The sequence below is a fragment of the Solibacillus ferritrahens genome, from assembly GCF_037027585.1.
Classification (GTDB): Bacteria; Bacillota; Bacilli; order Bacillales_A; family Planococcaceae; genus Solibacillus; species Solibacillus ferritrahens.
The window spans coordinates 180,823-198,937 of the sequence record NZ_JAXCLE010000005.1 but is presented as its reverse complement, the minus strand read 5'-3'; the positions used below and the strand labels follow the sequence as shown (position 1 = coordinate 198,937).

General features: G+C 36.8%; 17 protein-coding genes. 8 read left to right on the top strand and 9 right to left on the bottom strand.

Annotation, left to right across the window (positions count from 1 at the left end):
* Window positions 1-106 precede the first annotated feature (106 nt).
* The 4 genes from SNE38_RS07250 to mutY all read right to left on the bottom strand — a co-directional run bounded on the left by SNE38_RS07250 (window position 107) and on the right by mutY (window position 4,159).
* Window positions 107-1,831 carry an ABC transporter ATP-binding protein gene (locus SNE38_RS07250; RefSeq protein WP_191704786.1) on the bottom strand — a complete coding sequence of 575 codons (1,725 nt, stop codon included), beginning with the start codon at window positions 1,829-1,831 and terminating at the stop codon, window positions 107-109.
* A gap of 151 nt (window positions 1,832-1,982) precedes the next feature.
* Window positions 1,983-2,531 (bottom strand): nucleoside tri-diphosphate phosphatase, encoded by a 549-nt coding sequence (ntdP, locus tag SNE38_RS07245; protein ID WP_191704700.1) that lies wholly within the window; start codon window positions 2,529-2,531, stop codon window positions 1,983-1,985.
* Window positions 2,532-2,720: 189 nt separating this feature from the next.
* A complete protein-coding gene (locus SNE38_RS07240; RefSeq protein WP_191704701.1) occupies window positions 2,721-3,038 on the bottom strand; it encodes a hypothetical protein in 318 nt (105 codons plus the stop codon).
* Window positions 3,039-3,100: 62 nt separating this feature from the next.
* Window positions 3,101-4,159 (bottom strand): A/G-specific adenine glycosylase, encoded by a 1,059-nt coding sequence (mutY, locus tag SNE38_RS07235; protein ID WP_191704702.1) that lies wholly within the window; start codon window positions 4,157-4,159, stop codon window positions 3,101-3,103.
* Window positions 4,160-4,330: 171 nt separating this feature from the next.
* Between mutY and SNE38_RS07230 the strand changes: the two genes are divergently transcribed.
* A complete protein-coding gene (locus tag SNE38_RS07230) occupies window positions 4,331-5,320 on the top strand; it encodes a metal-dependent hydrolase (RefSeq protein ID WP_191704703.1) in 990 nt (329 codons plus the stop codon).
* A gap of 62 nt (window positions 5,321-5,382) precedes the next feature.
* Here SNE38_RS07230 and SNE38_RS07225 read toward each other — a convergent pair whose 3' ends face one another.
* From SNE38_RS07225 to recX, 3 genes are read right to left on the bottom strand one after another with little or no spacing between them, the layout of a single operon-like run.
* Window positions 5,383-5,652, bottom strand: a complete 270-nt coding sequence (locus tag SNE38_RS07225; RefSeq protein ID WP_191704704.1) for a YfhJ family protein — start codon at window positions 5,650-5,652, stop codon at window positions 5,383-5,385.
* A 1-nt stretch (window position 5,653) separates the two neighbouring features.
* The gene (locus SNE38_RS07220; protein ID WP_191704705.1) at window positions 5,654-5,983 is read right to left on the bottom strand and encodes a YfhH family protein; all 330 of its coding nucleotides are present in this window, start codon (window positions 5,981-5,983) and stop codon (window positions 5,654-5,656) included.
* A complete protein-coding gene (gene recX / locus SNE38_RS07215) occupies window positions 5,976-6,785 on the bottom strand; it encodes a recombination regulator RecX (RefSeq protein ID WP_191704706.1) in 810 nt (269 codons plus the stop codon). The genes SNE38_RS07220 and recX overlap by 8 nt, the downstream gene beginning before the upstream one ends.
* 109 nt (window positions 6,786-6,894) lie before the next feature.
* Between recX and SNE38_RS07210 the strand changes: the two genes are divergently transcribed.
* From SNE38_RS07210 to SNE38_RS07195, 4 genes are all read left to right on the top strand, one after another.
* Window positions 6,895-7,794 carry a TIGR01777 family oxidoreductase gene (locus SNE38_RS07210; RefSeq protein ID WP_191704707.1) on the top strand — a complete coding sequence of 300 codons (900 nt, stop codon included), beginning with the start codon at window positions 6,895-6,897 and terminating at the stop codon, window positions 7,792-7,794.
* Window positions 7,795-7,848: 54 nt separating this feature from the next.
* The gene (locus tag SNE38_RS07205; protein WP_336046195.1) at window positions 7,849-8,640 is read left to right on the top strand and encodes a polysaccharide deacetylase family protein; all 792 of its coding nucleotides are present in this window, start codon (window positions 7,849-7,851) and stop codon (window positions 8,638-8,640) included.
* Window positions 8,641-8,772: 132 nt separating this feature from the next.
* Window positions 8,773-10,134 (top strand): 23S rRNA (uracil(1939)-C(5))-methyltransferase RlmD, encoded by a 1,362-nt coding sequence (rlmD, locus tag SNE38_RS07200; protein ID WP_336046200.1) that lies wholly within the window; start codon window positions 8,773-8,775, stop codon window positions 10,132-10,134.
* A 103-nt stretch (window positions 10,135-10,237) separates the two neighbouring features.
* Window positions 10,238-10,474, top strand: coding sequence for a carboxypeptidase (locus tag SNE38_RS07195; RefSeq protein ID WP_336046194.1), 237 nt, complete (start codon window positions 10,238-10,240; stop codon window positions 10,472-10,474).
* Window positions 10,475-10,490: 16 nt separating this feature from the next.
* On the opposite strand, the gene SNE38_RS07190 is transcribed toward SNE38_RS07195, so the two are convergent.
* On the bottom strand, window positions 10,491-11,648 hold the full coding sequence (locus SNE38_RS07190; RefSeq protein ID WP_336046193.1) for an MFS transporter: 1,158 nt from the start codon (window positions 11,646-11,648) through the stop codon (window positions 10,491-10,493).
* Between the two features lie 485 nt (window positions 11,649-12,133).
* Here SNE38_RS07190 and SNE38_RS07185 point away from each other — a divergent pair, with 485 nt between their 5' ends.
* Window positions 12,134-12,319 carry an SE1561 family protein gene (locus SNE38_RS07185; protein ID WP_191704711.1) on the top strand — a complete coding sequence of 62 codons (186 nt, stop codon included), beginning with the start codon at window positions 12,134-12,136 and terminating at the stop codon, window positions 12,317-12,319.
* Window positions 12,320-12,622: 303 nt separating this feature from the next.
* Window positions 12,623-14,161 (top strand): fumarate hydratase, encoded by a 1,539-nt coding sequence (locus tag SNE38_RS07180; RefSeq protein ID WP_336046192.1) that lies wholly within the window; start codon window positions 12,623-12,625, stop codon window positions 14,159-14,161.
* Between the two features lie 418 nt (window positions 14,162-14,579).
* On the opposite strand, the gene SNE38_RS07175 is transcribed toward SNE38_RS07180, so the two are convergent.
* Window positions 14,580-15,962, bottom strand: a complete 1,383-nt coding sequence (locus SNE38_RS07175; protein ID WP_336046191.1) for an L-cystine transporter — start codon at window positions 15,960-15,962, stop codon at window positions 14,580-14,582.
* A 212-nt stretch (window positions 15,963-16,174) separates the two neighbouring features.
* On the opposite strand from SNE38_RS07175, the gene SNE38_RS07170 reads away from it, so the two are divergent.
* Entirely contained in the window at window positions 16,175-18,079 is a 1,905-nt protein-coding gene (locus SNE38_RS07170; protein ID WP_336046190.1) for a heavy metal translocating P-type ATPase, read from the top strand.
* Window positions 18,080-18,115 lie beyond the last annotated feature (36 nt).

Sequence of the window (18,115 nt, the reverse complement as noted above, 5' to 3'; positions counted from 1 at the left end):
AATTGGCAATTTACAACATTATCGTAATATAATTTATGGAATATTATGAATATTTAACTATTAAAAAAGCTATGCTGAATTATTTTTTCAGCATAGCTACTTATAATTAATCTAATTTTTGTACTTGGAATAAGTTATAATATGCTCCCTCTTGCTCCATTAGTAGTTGGTGGGTACCTGCTTCTACTACTTCCCCATGTTCAATAACAAATATGTTATGTGCATGGGTAATGGTAGACAGTCGATGCGCAATAATAATTGTCGTACGATCATGCGCTAATCGGTCGAGTGAATCCTGTATAAGTGCTTCACTTTCCAAATCAAGCGCCGAAGTTGCTTCATCCAATACTAAAATTGGCGGGTTTTTCAAAAATACTCGTGCAATTGCTACGCGTTGTTTTTGACCTCCAGAAAGTTTGACTCCCCGCTCCCCGACTTTAGTGTCATAGCCCTCAGGTAAATTCATAATGAAATCATGAGCATTTGCCGCTTTAGCAGCTGCAACTATTTCTTCATCTGTTGCATTTGGATTCCCCATTAAAATATTTTGTTTCACCGAGTCACTAAACAAAATATTATCTTGCAATACTATCCCGATTTGTGAACGTAAAGATTCTATACTTACATCTTTAACATTTTGATCATCAATCTTTACTGCACCCTCTGTTACATCATAGAATCGTGGGATTAAACTGACTATCGTTGATTTACCCCCGCCACTCATTCCGACAAAGGCAACTGTTTGTCCCGGCTCAATCGTGAAATCGACATTATTTAAAATTGTTTTTCCTTCTTTTTCATATTGGAATGTAACATTTTCAAATTTAAGTTTGCCCTTTGCTGGTGGCAGCACCATTGCATTCGGTTTATTCTGGACATCATACTTCTCGTCCATTAACTCAAACATTCGATCCATTGAGGCAATAGATTGTGTCAATGTTGTTGATGAGCTTACTAAACGACGGAGCGGGCCATAAAGGCGCTCAATATATGCATAAAATGCAACGAGTATACCAATGGAAAGTGCACCTTGTAAATATTGATAACCCGCATATCCGATAACAATTAACGGCGCCATATCTGTAATCGTATTGACGACAGCAAAAGACTTCGCATTCCAACGTGAGTGGGCTAATGCTTTATCTAAAAACTCACCATTTGTTTCATCAAATATTTTTTGCTCATGCTTTTCTAATGTAAAACTTTTTATAATGCTCATCCCTGCGACGCGCTCATGCAAATAACTTTGAACACCTGCTAATGCCTGTGACCTATCCTTAGTCAACCTTCTCAATTTCCCAAAGAAAAATTTAACACTAAAAGCATAAAACGGAAGCGCTATTAACGAAACAATTGTCAGTTTTACATCCATCGTAAACATGATGGCAATGACGATTAAAATTGTTGCTAAATCCAGCCATAAATTCATTAATCCTGTCATGACAAAGTTTTTAGTTTGTTCAACATCATTAATTACCCGCGAAATCACTTCTCCAGCGCGGGTATTTGCGTAATACTTTAAACTTAATTTTTGTAAGTGCCCATACAATTCTTTACGTATATCAAATAATATATTATTACTTAAATTTTGCGCAAAGTATTGACGGTAATATTCAATTGGTGGTCGAATTATAAAAAATACTACAAGTGCAATACCGATCCATGTAAATAATTGCTTTGTTTTCTCTTCTGTAGACAGACCATCTTTTAGTAATATATCATCTATAATTATTTGCAGCAGCCATGGTAAAAACAATGGTATTGCAAATTTAAGTATACCGATGACGATCGTTAAAAATAAGAGCACTTTATACGGCTTTACGAACCGCATATAACGTTTAATACTATCCAATGCAAAAAACACTTCCCCTCAGAAATTTTGCAACAGCAACTATCATATCATAATTTTTCATTAAGTATTTATAGGTTAACTTTACCCAAAAGGAAAACACAAGCAACCAAAAAAGTCACTTGTGCTTCATTTACTCTTTATTTGCCTGAATTTCACTTAATAGCATATAGCGGTTTGTCCAAGACTCGATAAAGTCAGGAGCAAATGGACCACGACGCTGTTCAATCCAGCTCACTAATGTTTTGACATTGCGCTTTAAAATTTTATCAATGACTTCAGGATAATTCATTTCCAATTTGTGTTGTTCATATTCATCTTCATCTAATAATGCATGACTCATATCCGGAAACACTTTTACATCCAAATCATAGTCAATATACTTTAAGCAGTTATTATCAAACACAAATGGTGAACTAATGTTGCAATAATAATACACTCCATCTTCACGCAGCATGCAAATAATATTAAACCAATGTTCAGCGTGGAAGTAACAAATCGACGGCTCACGTGTTAACCAAGTACGACCATCCGATTCGGTAACAAGTGTTTTTTCATTCGCACCGATAATGATATTTTTTGTTGCCTTTAATACCATCGTTTCTTGCCAGACACGGTGGATATTACCATTGTGCTTATAACTATGTATTTGGATTGTTTCTCCTTCAACCGGTAATGCCATTATAAAGCCCACCTTTTCGTCTTAGCTGTCTTTATTGTATTATAACAATGCTTTAGCAAAACTTGTAGTTAGAATGCAATTATTTTCAATTTTGTGTGAAAAGTAGTAGGAAATACTAGGGGTTAACCATAAAAACAAAGAGGATGCTCTGAAAGTTTGTACTTTCAGAACACCCTCTTCTACTTCAAATTAGAAGTTGTTGTTATTACGCTTATTAAATTGTTGGTTGCGTTGTTCTTGCTCACGGTTTTGCTTTTGGTTTTGGCGTTGAACTTCATTAAAATTCAACTCTTGACCAAATTCTTCGTTATTGTTTTGTTGGTTTTGGTTGTTTTGGTTGTTTTGCTTTTGGTTCTGGTTTTGATTTTGGTTTTGGTTAAAATTATTAAAGTTTAGATCTTCACCAAATTCCTCACGATTGTTTTGGTTGTTTTGGAATTGGTTTTGTTGGTTTTGTTGGTTATTACGGTTTTGCTGGTTATTACGGTTTTGTTCATTTCGCTTCATTATTTGTCACCTCCATGACCATTATTGTGGTCGGAAGGAGAATGAATTATGCACAATTTTTTTCATTTTAACTTTCCCCAAATTTTTAACATCGGCACAGGCATTGGTATACTTTCGATTTGTTCTTTCGTTAAAAAGGCTATATTTAACTGTTTCGATTCACTAGTTTCAATTGCATCGATTAAATAACTGCTAATATGCCATTTCAAATGAGAAAACACATGTTTAAAACTAATTATTGGCTCGACTAATTCCCTATTAAGGATCACGTTATATTGTTTTTCAACTTTGGTTAAACTATTTTCAACTTCATCACGTTCAACCATTATAAATTGCCACATATTTGCAAGCAGCCCTGCTTCCAACCTTTTTTCCATCAGATAACGTCCATCTTTATCGCGAATTACGTAGACGTCATAGTGAATGTCTTTCGTCTTTAGCTTTTTGGATTTTACCGGTAAGCTCGCGGGGTTACCTTCATGAAAGGCAGTGCAATAATCGCGTACAGGACATAATAGGCATTTTGGTGAAGTCGGCGTACAGATTAACGCCCCTAATTCCATTAATCCTTGGTTAAATGCGGATGGATTTTGTACATCAATTAACTTTGTTACGGCCTCTTCAAAAATCTTCTTTGTTTTTGGCAATGCAATATCTGCATCAACATTTAACACGCGACTCAATACTCGCATAACATTCCCATCAACAGCATGCTCCGGCTTACCATAAGCGATACTTAAAATGGCGCCTGCTGTATAAGGTCCAACACCTTTTAACTTTGAAATGTCTACTCGATTGTCTGGTACTTTACCGCCGTATACTTCTACAACTTCTCTAACGCCTGCCTGTAAATTGCGCACACGTGAATAATAGCCAAGACCTTCCCACATTTTAAGAAGCTCTTCTTCCGGTGTATATGCTAAACTTTCCGCTGTTGGATATTTTTCTATAAATCGGTTGTAATACGGGATAACAGTGTCCACCCTTGTTTGTTGAAGCATCACTTCAGAAACCCAAATTTGATAGGGTTCTTTCGTCTGACGCCAAGGTAAATCTCTTTGTTCCTCTAAATACCATGTAACTAATGCTTGGCGAAATTGTTTTATATATGGATAGTTCAAAATGTCCTCCAAAAATTCGATTTTATTTCCTTAAAAAAGGGTATATTATTAAATAAATTGTAGCAAACGCTTATGCGAAGCTTACTTTCTTTTAATCATATATGTTTACGCATTGAAAGAAGCTATATATTTCCGTTCTCGAACGGTTTTATGATCGAGGGGATGATAACTTTGGATTCTGGCACACATTTCGTTATGGGTATTGCTATAGGTGGCCTAGCACTTGTTGATCCCACCGTCGCAAGCCATTCATTAACATTTACCGCTGTTATGGCCGGAACGATTATTGGTCAGCAGGCACCGGATATTGATACGGTTTTAAAATTTCGCAATAACGCAATCTATATACGGCATCATCGGGGAATTACACACTCGATTCCTGCTGTTTTGTTATGGCCTTTATTAATAACAGGTGCACTCGCCATTATTCTACCTGATGCCCATTTGTTTAATGTATGGTTATGGACACAGATTGCAGTATTTTTACATGTTTTTGTCGACATTTTTAATGCGTACGGTACTCAAGCTTTACGGCCATTTTCAAAAAAATGGGTAGCACTCGGTGTTATTAATACATTCGATCCATTTATTTTTGGTTTTCATTGTATAGGTATTTTACTATGGTTATTCGGTACAGATCCTGTTTTAACATTTACTATCATGTACCTAATTATTTTCGTTTACTATATTTTGCGCTTTGCCATTCAAAAGGCAATTAAATCTGCGGTTCATCATGAATTACAAGATGAGGAATTTGTCATTGTCGCACCGACTATGCGTTTCTTCCATTGGAAAATAGCTGCAAAATCGAAAACACATTTTTACGTAGGGCGTGCTTATCGAAGAACTGTCAACATCTATGACAAGTTCAAAATTGAGCCTATTCCAAAAACGGAGTTCGTTGCAAAAGCGATAAAAGATCCGAATCTTGATGCGTTTTTATCTTTTTCTCCACTTTATAGATGGGAAATTTCCGAACTAGAAAATGGAATAACAGAGCTTCGATTAATCGATTTGCGCTATCGCAGTAATGACCGATATCCTTTCGTTGCTGTTGCACATTTGGATGAAGAGCTCAACATCGTAAATTCTTATACCGGCTGGATATTTACTGAAGAAAAGTTACAAAAGCGTTTACAAATAGGCGCTGGAAATGAATAGATTATAGATGCACTACGGCAGTTGCTAAACAGGGAAAACCACCAGCATAAACTGGTGGTTTTTTAGTTTACTGTATCTTCACTATCATTCAATAAATGTGCATATTTCGGATTTTTTGCTGCGAAGAGGTGAAGCTTATCACCATAACTTTCAATTAACTGACTGACCAATTTCCCCGTATATTCCATTCCACGATAACTTGCACCGGCCTTTGCCGAAGTTGATTCAAAATCGCTACATAGTAGCTCAACCCATGTGCGTGCACGTCCTGTCGGTAAATTTGGGTTTTTTTCCAAAAGTTGCTCAGTAAGTTTTTGATATAACTCTTCCATCTTACTTCCCTTCCTTTACTGGACGTAACATTGATACGGGTAATGCCTCTTCAAAACGCTCCGAACCTAATCTGTGCCCCCATGCGAAACGTCCTTTTAAATAATCCACTTGGAAAAATTCACCTGGTGAACCATTTAAACGATACAGCTCACCAGGAATAATTGTTGAAAGATCGACTAAATATGCTTCAGCCATTAATGCTTTACGTTCATAAACCGCGTATTCATTAATTATCCCTAATTGCTCTGCTTTTCGTGCTCTTTCACGTAAATTGGCAACCTCTTGGCGTAATTCCTGTTCTGACATACTACTATAAGTTAATTCATTCATTTTGGTGTTGCTCCTTTTGTTCAATATATTCTTTTATTTTATCTATTGGAAAGCCCTTTTGATACAGGGCCTGCTTAACTTTTTGATGCAGTTCAAATCCCGTTAGCTTGGTTCCATATTTGCGCCATAGTTTGTCGCCCTGACTTTCTATTAAAAGTCCCCAGTCATCATCATGTCGTTCAATTTTAACTTGCTCAACTATTTCAGTCACAATGGAATAGGAATAACCTTTACGAAGGAGTACATCCTGGATTTTTTGCTTCACTTGAGTCGGCGTTTTATTTTCATTTGAACGAATTGCTTTTTCAGCTAGTTCCATTGCAATCTTCAACTGTTCATCATGACTAAATGTTCCCAATACTTGCTGCTGCAATTCTTTGTCGATGCCTTTTTTTATGAAATCTTGGCGTATAGCTGCGGGACCTTTTTTAGCAGTCCGTTTTCTCGTTTCAAGTAAAGCCTTCGAGTAGCTTTCATCATTTAAAAATCCTAATCCCGTTAGCTTATGAATAGCTTCCTGAATGACAGCTTCCCCATAGCCTAATTGTAACAGCTTTGTTTTCACTTCATGTTCACTTCGCATTTGAAAGCTTAAAAAATTCAGTGCTTTATTAAAAGCCTTTGCAATCTCATCTTCATATTGTATTTCATCTATTTCAATCTGCTCAAGTACTTTGCCTTTTTGCAGACCAAACTTTATAAGTGTACCTTCGTCGACTGCAAATGAATATTTTTCGTTTAAATATATATTATAACGTTGCTGATTGTTTTTTTGCCGTCCGATTTTTGTTATTACTTGCACTGTGCACACCTCACAATAACCTTGTTCATTCTAGTATACATGTTTTTACTTTCTCTTTCATGAAACGGTATACTGAACTAACTAGACTAATTAAAGGAAGGTGTTATTAGTGAGAGTTGCTATTGCAGGCGGTACAGGAATGGTTGGTCGTAAATTGAGTGAACAGCTAATTGAAAACGGACATGAAATAATAATATTGACACGTGGCATGCAACAGATGAAAAATGGCATTCAATATGTACAATGGTTAAATGACGACGCAACCCCTGAGCTTTATGTTAAAAATATTGATGTTTTTATCAATTTAGCCGGGGTATCTTTAAACGATGGTCGATGGACAGAAGAGCAAAAAGAAAAAATTTATAATAGCCGTATGGAAGCAACAGATGAAGTAATCCGTTTATTGCGAAACTTACAGTATAAACCACAAGTTTTAATCAATGCGAGTGCAGTCGGTATTTATCCTGTTTCGGAAACTGCTGTCTACACAGAGCAGTCTGATGAAAGAGCGAACGATTTTTTAGGACAAGTCGTTACACATTGGGAAGAAAAGGCACTTCCAGCCGAGCAACTCGGTATTCGCACTTGCTTAACTCGCTTTGGTGTAATTTTACAAAACGGTGAAGGCGCATTGCCAATGATGGTACTTCCTTATAAATTAGGTTTCGGTGGAACAATCGGATCAGGTAACCAATGGCTAAGCTGGATTCATATAGATGATGTGGTGCGAGCTATGCTTTTGCTAATCTCAGACGAAAGTTTATCCGGACCGATTAATTTTACAACGCCTAATGTTAAAAGAATGAGGGAATTCGGAAAATCGATTGGCAAAGCGCTAAATCGTCCGCATTGGCTCCCTGTTCCAAGTACAGCTTTAAAGCTTGCTCTCGGTGAAAAAAGTATTCTCGTTCTCGAAGGCCAGCACGTAATTCCTGAAAAGTTATTAACAGCAAATTTTGAATTTCAGTTCGCTTCTGTAGAAGATGCCATTCGTAATTTATATAAATGAATAAATTGTGCCGTTTCACGCAACCTAACTTGTAAAAAGGAGGTTGCTTTTTTAATGAAACGACATATTTTAGGCATTAGCTTCGTTTTACTCGTTGCATTAGTCTCATTATCATTTATTTCAGTAGCCGAGGCCGAGGAATTCCACTGGGGCTTTAAACCGAGCAAAAATGGAGAGCCAGTGGAAATTGGAGAGCCTTTAGAAACATTAATGCACAAGTACGGTGCAATTTATAAAGGTAGCCCAGAGAAGAAAATTGTTTATTTAACATTCGATAATGGCTACGAAAATGGTTATACCGAAACCATTTTAAATACGTTAAGGGAAGAAAATGCGCCCGCTACATTCTTTTTGACTGGTCACTATTTGACAAGTGCGACCGATTTAGTAAAAACAATGGTTAAAGATGGACATATAATCGGTAACCACTCTTACGGTCATCCGAACATGGCCCGGCTGTCTGCTGATGAAATGAAGAGCGAATGGAAAAAATTCGACGATAAGTTAAATGAACTAACTGGTGTACAACGTACGTATTACGCCCGTCCACCTGAAGGTATTTTTAATGAAGAAGTATTAAAAGTCGGCAATGAAGCGGGTTATCGCCATATGTTTTGGTCCATCGCTTTTAAAGACTGGTTAAAAGATGAGCGACGCGGTGCCCAATATGCTTATGATGCACTAATGGGACAGCTTCATCCTGGTGCAATTATATTGATGCATACTGTTGCACAAGATAATGCCGAAGCGATACCGCAGTTTATAAAAGATGCAAAAGCTCAAGGTTACACTTTCGGCTCTCTTGATGACTTAGTACTTGAACACGAAAAAATATCTCCATATTAGGAAAGTTGCGTACCTTTCTTTCCATTACAATATCCGTTATACTGGAATGATGAAAAGAAAGAAGTGACTCGCACTATTTTTTGGTGCGAGTCACTCTATTTAAAGGACGTGTAAAACTTGAGTGAATTAAAAATGGAAGTCGGGCAAAAGTTCCCGTTAACAATAAAGCGCCTTGGTATTAATGGTGAAGGTGTAGGGTTTTATAAACGAAATGTTGTATTTGTAAAAGGAGCAATTCCTGGAGAAGAAGTAACAGTTAGGCTAACAAAAGTATCTCCTAAATTTTCAGAAGCTGAAATATTGAATATTCGTAAAGCGAGTGAATTCCGTCAAGAAGCACCCTGCCCTGTCTATTCGGAATGTGGCGGCTGTCAATTACAGCATATGACGTATGATGCTCAGCTAGTAAACAAGCGCGATATCGTTGTACAGGCATTTGAAAAATATGCAAAGGAAATTGTAGAATCAGCCGAAATCCGACCAACTATTGGTATGGATAACCCTTGGCATTACCGTAATAAATCTCAATTCCAAGTGCGTAAAGAAGGTAAGCGTGTCTATGCTGGACTCTTTTCAGAAGGAACGAATCAACTTCTGAATATTAATGATTGCCTAGTGCAACATCCTGTAACATCAAAAATTACAGTAGCTACACGAAAAATTTTACAAAAGCTAAACATTCCTATTTATGATGGAAAATCATTAAATGGTTTAGTACGTACTATTGTAGTGCGTACAGGGATGCGCTCTGGTGAAACACAAGTCTGTCTTGTGACAACTCGTCATGAGCTGCCGCATAAAGAGGAATTAATTGAACGCATCAAAAAAATTGATCCGTCAATTGTATCAATTACACAAAACGTAAACCGCGAGAAAACATCTCTTATTTTCGGTAGTGACACATATGTATTAGATGGTAAAGATGCCATCCATGAAAAATTAGGTGAATTCGCATTTGATTTATCAACTCGCGCATTTTTCCAGCTAAACCCAGAGCAAACAGTTCATTTATATAATGAAATAAAAAAAGCTGCTGCACTTACTGGAAAAGAAAATGTAGTTGATGCTTACTGTGGTGTTGGGACAATTGGAATGTGGCTTGCGGAAGGCGCTCGTGAAGTACGCGGAATGGACAATGTCGATGAAGCAATTGCCGATGCAAAATACAATGCCCGTACAAACGATAATTTACAACATGTACGTTTCTTCCCAGGCTCTGCCGATAAATGGCTATTCCGTTGGTCAAAAGAAGATTATCGTCCAGATGTAATTTGTGTAGACCCTCCACGTACAGGATTGGAGCCAGGCTTTATTAGAACAGTACTAAAAATCAAACCTAAGCGTTTCGTATATACATCGTGTAATCCGTCTACGCTGGCACGTGATTTAAAAGATTTATCAAAAGCATATAAAGTGGAGTACATTCAGCCAGTTGATATGTTCCCTCAAACAGCACAGGTTGAGTGTGTTGTAAAATTAACATTAAAGAAATAAGCTATCACCTTCATCAAAATAATTTTGGTGAAGGTGTTTTTCATATCTACCCCCAAATTCTCACACTTTTCATGTAAAATAGAATTTGCTAGGAGGTATTTTAATGAAAAATATTATATTTGTACTAATTACATTCATTCTTTCCTATTGGGGTATTTCGTCTCTTGGAGGTTTTATCTTCCCTAGTAATGATGAAAATTCCGCAACTTCAGCGAGCTCACTGCAGGCTGCTGTTACATTCGGTGGTGTAAATTATTTAAATGTATTTATCTACATAATTTTAGCAATGATTTTAACAACGATTATATTCTTTTCAGTAAAAAGCAGACGTTCCAATTAAGGACGTCTGCTTTTTTCTATAAAGAAAGTTTTTTCGGTTTACCAAAAAACACTACAATTGCTACAATCAACAGCATTACAGCAATGACAAATAAAAATCCACTGTCCGGGAAAATCTCCAAATATAATCCCCCTAATAAAGGCCCCGATAAACTTCCCAGACTAAAGAAGATACCACACAGTAAATTTCCAGTTGGCAATAATTCTTTAGGAGTCAAATCTGTCATATAAGTTATGCCTAACGAGAACATTGAACCAACACTCATTCCGGCTAATAAAAAGGTAGCTGCAACGAATACTTCGGAATTCTCCAATAAGTTGCCGATAAAGAAAAAGGTGCTACCTACCATTAATCCTGAAACGATGACTTTACGGCGTCCAATTTTATCGCCCAATGCACCTAGTGGAAATTGCATCAAAATGGCTCCAATTGAAAAACTCGCTAAAATAATAGAAACATAAGCTAAATCAAAGTCTTTTCGTAACGCATAAACCGGGAATAAAGCATTAAGTGATGACTCCAAAAACCCATACACAAATGGTGGCAAAAATGCTATCCATCCATATTTTACTGCCTTCTTATAACGCGAAAAACTATTTTGATTTGCATCGCCTACTAACGTTTCCGGCTTCTCGTTTTTAATCAGAAAAACTAAAGACCATGCAACAAGGCATAATGCCGATGACACAATAAACGGCACACTTTCGGATATTCTAATAAGCGGTACAAATAAAGGACCAACTGCAAACCCTATCCCAAAAGATAGTCCATAAATAGACATTGCTTTGCCAAGTTTATGGGTAGCGGTCGATGTTGTAATCCATGTTTGGGTTGCAAAATGTAATGCATGGTCACCGATACCGATTAATAATCGCAGAACAAACCAAAAGATAACACTTTTCCAAAATGGAAATAACAATAACGATATAAAAACGAGTGCCCCTCCAAATACAATAATCGGTTTGTAACCATATTTGCGTAACGGCTGCTCAATAAATGGGGAAATCAATAATGTTCCTATGTATAATCCTGTTGCATTCAAGCCGTTAAGTGTAGACGACACGCCATCCCCTTCAAATATGACCGAAATAAGCGGCAACAGCATACCTTGCGAAAAGCCTGAAATTGATACGATAATTACTAAAATAATAAATCTTCGCTGATTATAACTCATTTTATTGTTCTCCCTTAATTCATACATCCTATCGTATCATAGCTTGAAAAATGAGGAAAAATCAACATAGCGAAAATCAATTTTAGAAAAAAACATAAAACCCTAGCCAACTTTATCTCTAAAAGTTAACTAGGGTTTTAAATATCACTTAATTCCATTTTATTCTTGCGTAAACAGTCGTCTCGACTAAATGCCGAAAATGTTTAAACGTCCTCCTTTTTTTGAGTTTGTCTATACAATTCTTTTCCGATCATCTCCTCTTCTTTTAGGTATGAGTTTACTTTATCATAACACTTTAATATTGTAAATATTCAAAATACATAGAACATTAAAATAATTAACAAGTACTATATAATTTCCTATTTTTTAAAGCTAATTTAATAGTTAAGATATATAAATAATATAGAGCGTAAGTTGTCAATTAACTTTTACGGTAGAACGTAGTATAATGTTCGTATGCAAACACAAAAGGAGCATCACGAACTATGAAGCCAATTACGAATAAAGAGCAGCAAGTAACGTATTTAAAGGAACGTTTAGAAATCTTCCTTGAAGTGTTGGATGCTATTGACCCTGAAACGACTGAACTAGAAGACATCGATCGCTTAATTCAAATGATGGATGATTTAGAAGATAAAATGGAACAATTCCAAACACGCGAAGAACAATAAAATCCTATAAGGCTGTGTTAAAAGTGAAATTGACTTTTAACACAGCCTTTCTTCGCAATAGTTTCGATACTCCCTTTTTTTCATTCTTTTGACTACATCCGCTATTATCCGCCAAAATTTCATGTGTTTTGACATTCATTCATGTAAGCGCTCTTTTTTTTCTATTTTAAAAGAGTTATAATGTAAGATGGATTATTAATAAGAGTATGATATTCACTATATCGTGAAATATTATGTTCTGACCTATGTCGACGATTCATTTAACGACAAAAATAAACATATTTTTCTGGGGGGAAAAATAAGATGGCATACTTAGAAACTTTAGAAAAAAGTCTTTATTCTTTAGTAACTGAAACATCTACTAACTTACCAAAAGACGTTCGCCGCGCTATTAAAGCTGCCAAAGAAGCAGAAAATGCCGGTACTCGTGCAGCAATGTCATTAGACACGATTACTACAAATATTGTAATGGCTGAAGACAATGTGTCTCCAATTTGTCAAGATACTGGTCTACCAACATTTAAAGTATATACTCCCGTTGGTGTAAACCAAATCGAAATTAAAAAAGCGATCCAAACTGCAATCGCCGCTGCTACTGGTGATGCAAAATTACGTCCAAACTCAGTTGATTCATTAACTGGAAAAAACTCTGGTACAAACATTGGAGCAGGTCTCCCAGTTGTTAAATTTGAACAATGGGAAAATGACTATATTACAGTGAAGCTGATCTTAAAAGGTGGCGGCTGTGAAAACAAAAACATCCAATATTCATTACCAGCAGAATTAGAAGGTTTAGGGCGCGCTGGTCGTGACTTAGACGGTATCCGTAAATGTATTTTACACTCTGTATGGCAAGCACAAGGGCAAGGCTGTTCAGCTGGTTTCATCGGTGTCGGTATCGGTGGCGACCGCTCTTCTGGATATGATTTAGCGAAAGAGCAGTTATTCCGTCATGTAGATGATGTGAATCCAATTGAAGACTTAGCAAAATTAGAAAAGTACATCGTAGAAAAATCAAATACATTTGGCGTTGGTACAATGGGCTTCGGCGGTGAAGCTACATTACTGGGTTGTAAAATCGGTGTAATGGACCGTTTACCAGCATCATTCTTCGTATCTGTAGCTTACAACTGTTGGGCTTACCGTCGTATGGCAATCGATATCGATCCAGCTACTGGCGAAATTACAAACTGGCACTACCAAGATGGCGAAAAAATTACTTTCCGTGACGAAGTAAAACAAGACAACTCGGACAATAAAGTAGTTGAACTTGTTGCACCAATTACAGAAGAAAAAATTCGTTCACTTAAAGTTGGGGACGTAGTGAAGATCTCTGGTCGTATGTACACAGGTCGTGACGCAATTCACCATCACTTAATTGGTGAAGGTGTCGAAGCACCAGTAGACTTAGACGGTCAAATCATTTACCACTGTGGTCCAGTAATGGCGAAAGACGAAGCAGGCAACTGGGTCGTAAAAGCTGCTGGTCCAACAACTTCAATTCGTGAGGAGCCATACCAAGGCGATATCATGAAAAAATTCGGTATCCGTGCTGTTATGGGTAAAGGCGGTATGGGACCAAAAACACTAAAAGCACTTAACGAGCATGGTGGTGTTTACTTAAATGCTATCGGCGGTGCTGCACAGTACTATGCAGACTGCATTAAGTCAGTTGATGGTGTAGACTTAATGGAATTCGGTATTCCAGAAGCAATGTGGCACTTATCTGTAGAAGGATTCACAGCTGTAGTAACAATGGACTCTCACGGGAACTCATTGCATGCAGATGTAGAAAAATCTTCATTAGATAAGTTAGCGCTTCATGCAGAACGTGTATTTTAATCTTATATAATTTTAGCAACTCACTTCCATTTGGGGGTGAGTTGCTTTTTGCGTTTCCTAACTTTTAAAATATTCTGTTTATTGGCAGCGTAATTTGTGTTATATTATTTTCTAATAAATGGTATAAGGAGTGCTTGAATGTTTTTTATTAAAATATTTGTTAATTTATTATTTATAGTAGCTCAAATACATTTTAGTACAACTTATCAATACAAGCACAGTTTACTGGTCGCTGTTCTTTATACAACATATGCCTACATTATTTTTCCTCATGTCACATACGGTTTTATATATGTATTTCTTCTTATAATGTTATGGTTACTTTTTTCCGCCTCATATTTTCAGCGCAATCACTTATTTGATTCATATAAAAGTCGTACAGAATCTAAATGATTCTGTACGACTTTTTCTTTTTATTTTACTGAACTAATTGTGCTTTATCTGCCGGCTCGTTATAAACATCTGTATCTAACTCATTTGTTACCCGGCTGGATACAACTCCCGAAACCATGGAGCCACTAACATTAAGCGCTGTACGCCCCATATCGATTAATGGCTCTACTGATATTAAAATACCTGCCAAAGCTATCGGTAAATCCATTGCCGATAGTACAATGATGGCTGCAAATGTTGCGCCACCGCCAACACCGGCTACACCGAATGAGCTAATTGCTACAATTAATATTAATGTTGCAATAAAGCCTGGGGATAATGGATTTATACCTACTGTTGGGGCAATCATAACCGCTAACATCGCTGGATATACACCTGCACAGCCATTTTGCCCAATCGATAAACCAAATGAACCTGCAAAGTTCGCAACTCCATCCGGAACACCCAGTCGTTTCGTTTGTGTTTGTATATTTAATGGTAATGCACCTGCACTTGAACGTGAAGTGAAGGCAAACAGTAATACTTCTGCTGATTTTTTCACATATGTTAACGGACTTAATCCTGTTAATGCGACAATAACTAAATGCAATAAGAACATAGCAATTAATGCGACATATGAAGCTAAAATGAATTTACCTAAATCCATAATCGCACCTAAATCACTCGTTGCAACTGTTCGTGCCATAATTGCAGCTACACCGTATGGAGTTAAACGTAAGATAATGCGTACTACTCCCATTATTAAACCATATATAGCTTCGACACCTTTTTTCACGTTCGCTGCTGTTTCTTCTTCTTTACGACGAAGCGTTAAATAACTAAAGCCTAAAAATGCTGCAAAAATAACAACTCCAATTGTTGATGTTGCGCGGGATCCTGTTAAATCTGCAAATGGATTTGCCGGGAACATTGTTAATATTTGTTCAGGTAAAGTAGTAACCTCAGCCGAACGTTCTACTAACGACTCCCCACGTGCAATTTCTGCTTCCCCTTGCATAATTTGTGTGGCATCTAAATCAAATGCAACTGTAGATGCAATACCTAAACCAGCTGCTATTGCTGTAGTACCTATTAGTACAGATAGAATAACCGCTGCTGTTTTCCCTAAATTCTTCCCAAATGTTACTTTAGTAAATGCTGCTAATATTGAAATAAAAACTAAAGGCATTGCAATCATTTGTAATAATCGTACATAACCATTCCCTACGATGTTATACCACGGCATAGTTTCTGTAATTGCATCGGATTCCACCCCGTATGCGAATTGTAGCCCTATTCCGAGTAAAATTCCTAATCCTAGTGCGATAAATACGCGATTAGAAAATTTAACATGCTTTGTTTTAAGGAAATATAAAAATGTAATAACAATGATCAACAAGGCAATATTAAGTAAAACTAATAAATTCAACTTAAACTCCTCCTATTTAATAAAATGTACTTAATTATATTACTCTATAATCCTTATAAGTCAAGTTGGTATTTATTATTCTTATTTATTGTATGTTATTTACAAAATAAGATGCTTATATTATAATTATTCTAAATAAGAAATAATTATAATATAATTGAAATTCATTATCAGTTGATTTAACAATGATATTCATTATCAAGGAGGTAAATATGAAAAACTCTAATCGAGAAAAGTTATCATTAAATGAGAAAATTATAGAACATAAAGAATTGATAGCTGCCTTAGTTTCAGGCTTTATTATTTTGCTGGCATGGAGGATGGAATCCACCGATCAAACAACCGCAGCTGTCATTGCATATTTAACAGCTTTTGTAATTGGCGGTTATGCAAAAGCAAAAGAAGGCATTGAAGATACAATTGAAAACAAATCTTTAAATGTCGAAATGTTAATGATTTTGGCAGCCATCGGTTCAGCCATTATTGGGTACTGGATGGAAGGTGCAATATTAATCTTTATATTTGCCTTAAGTGGCGCACTTGAAACATACGCTATGAACAAAAGCCATCGTGAAATTTCTTCTTTAATGGAATTACAGCCTGAAGAAGCCTGGCTTGTACGAGGCGGATTTGAACCTATTAAAGTATCTGTAAAAGATTTAAAAGTAAATGACCATATTTTAGTGAAGCCCGGAGAGCGTATTCCTGCCGACGGAAAAGTTTTCAAGGGGATTTCAACTGTCGATGAAGCAGCTATTACAGGTGAATCAATGCCGATTACGAAAAATATAGACGATGAAGTGTATGCAGGGACAGTGAACTTAAATGGCGTTTTAACTATTAGTGTAACGAAGCAAAGCGGAGAAACTTTATTTCAAAAAATTATTACTCTTGTACAATCTGCGCAAAGTGAAAAGTCTCCATCACAGCAATTTATCGAACGTTTTGAAGGTCTATATGTAAAAGGGGTTTTAATTGCAGTCGCAATCATGATGTTTTTACCTCACTATTTATTAGGCTGGGATTGGACAACAACATTTTACCGCGCAATGGTGCTGTTGGTAGTGGCATCTCCTTGTGCCCTTGTAGCATCCATTATGCCCGCTACCCTATCTTCCATTTCAAATGGTGCCAGAAACGGTATTCTAGTAAAAGGTGGCCTACATTTAGAACATTTGAATACATTACGTGTCTTAGCTGTCGATAAAACTGGAACACTTACACAAGGGACACCTGCAGTAACAGATTTTATCGTTCGTGAGGATTTAAATAAAGATGATACATTGGCATTAATCGCGGGCATTGAAGGACAATCAAACCACCCTCTAGCACAAGCGATTACTTCATTTGCTAAACAACAAAATGTCATTATCCCACAAAATATAACGATTGAAGATATACCCGGGTATGGGATAAAGGCACAGTATAAAGAACACCATTATACAATTGGAAAGCCTGATTTTGTCGGTAAAGATTTGGCCGTTTCTTTTTCAGATGGAGCATTGCAGCAATTAGGGAATGAAGGAAAGACAGTTGTATTTTTAAAAGACCAAAACGGAATTGCAGCATTGGTCGCCCTAAAAGATATAGTACGAGATGAAGCGAAAAAAGCAGTTGCGGCACTAAAGGAACTTGGCATTGATGTCATGATGCTTACTGGTGACAATGAAGCGACAGCAAAAACTATTGCAAATGAAGCTGGTGTGACTAACTATGTTGCAGAATGTTTACCTGAAACAAAGGTCGAACATATTAAGCAGTATAAGCAATCGTACGGCAATGTTGGTATGGTGGGTGATGGGATTAACGATGCCCCAGCGCTAGCAACTGCTTCTGTCGGGATTGCAATGGGTGGCGGTACGGACGTGGCACTCGAAACAGCCGATGTTGTATTAATGAAAAATGACCTTTCAAAAATCGCCTATGCGGTTAAGCTTTCTCGAAAAATGCAAAGAATCGTCAAACAAAATATTATTTTTTCGTTAACAGTCATCGCAATTCTCATCATCTCAAACTTTTTCCAGGCCATTAGCCTCCCTCTTGGGGTTATTGGTCATGAAGGAAGTACGATTCTAGTTATTTTAAATGGCCTGCGTATGTTGAGCAAAAATGTTTAGTGGCATGCTACCAAAAATAACCAACTGACAATAACC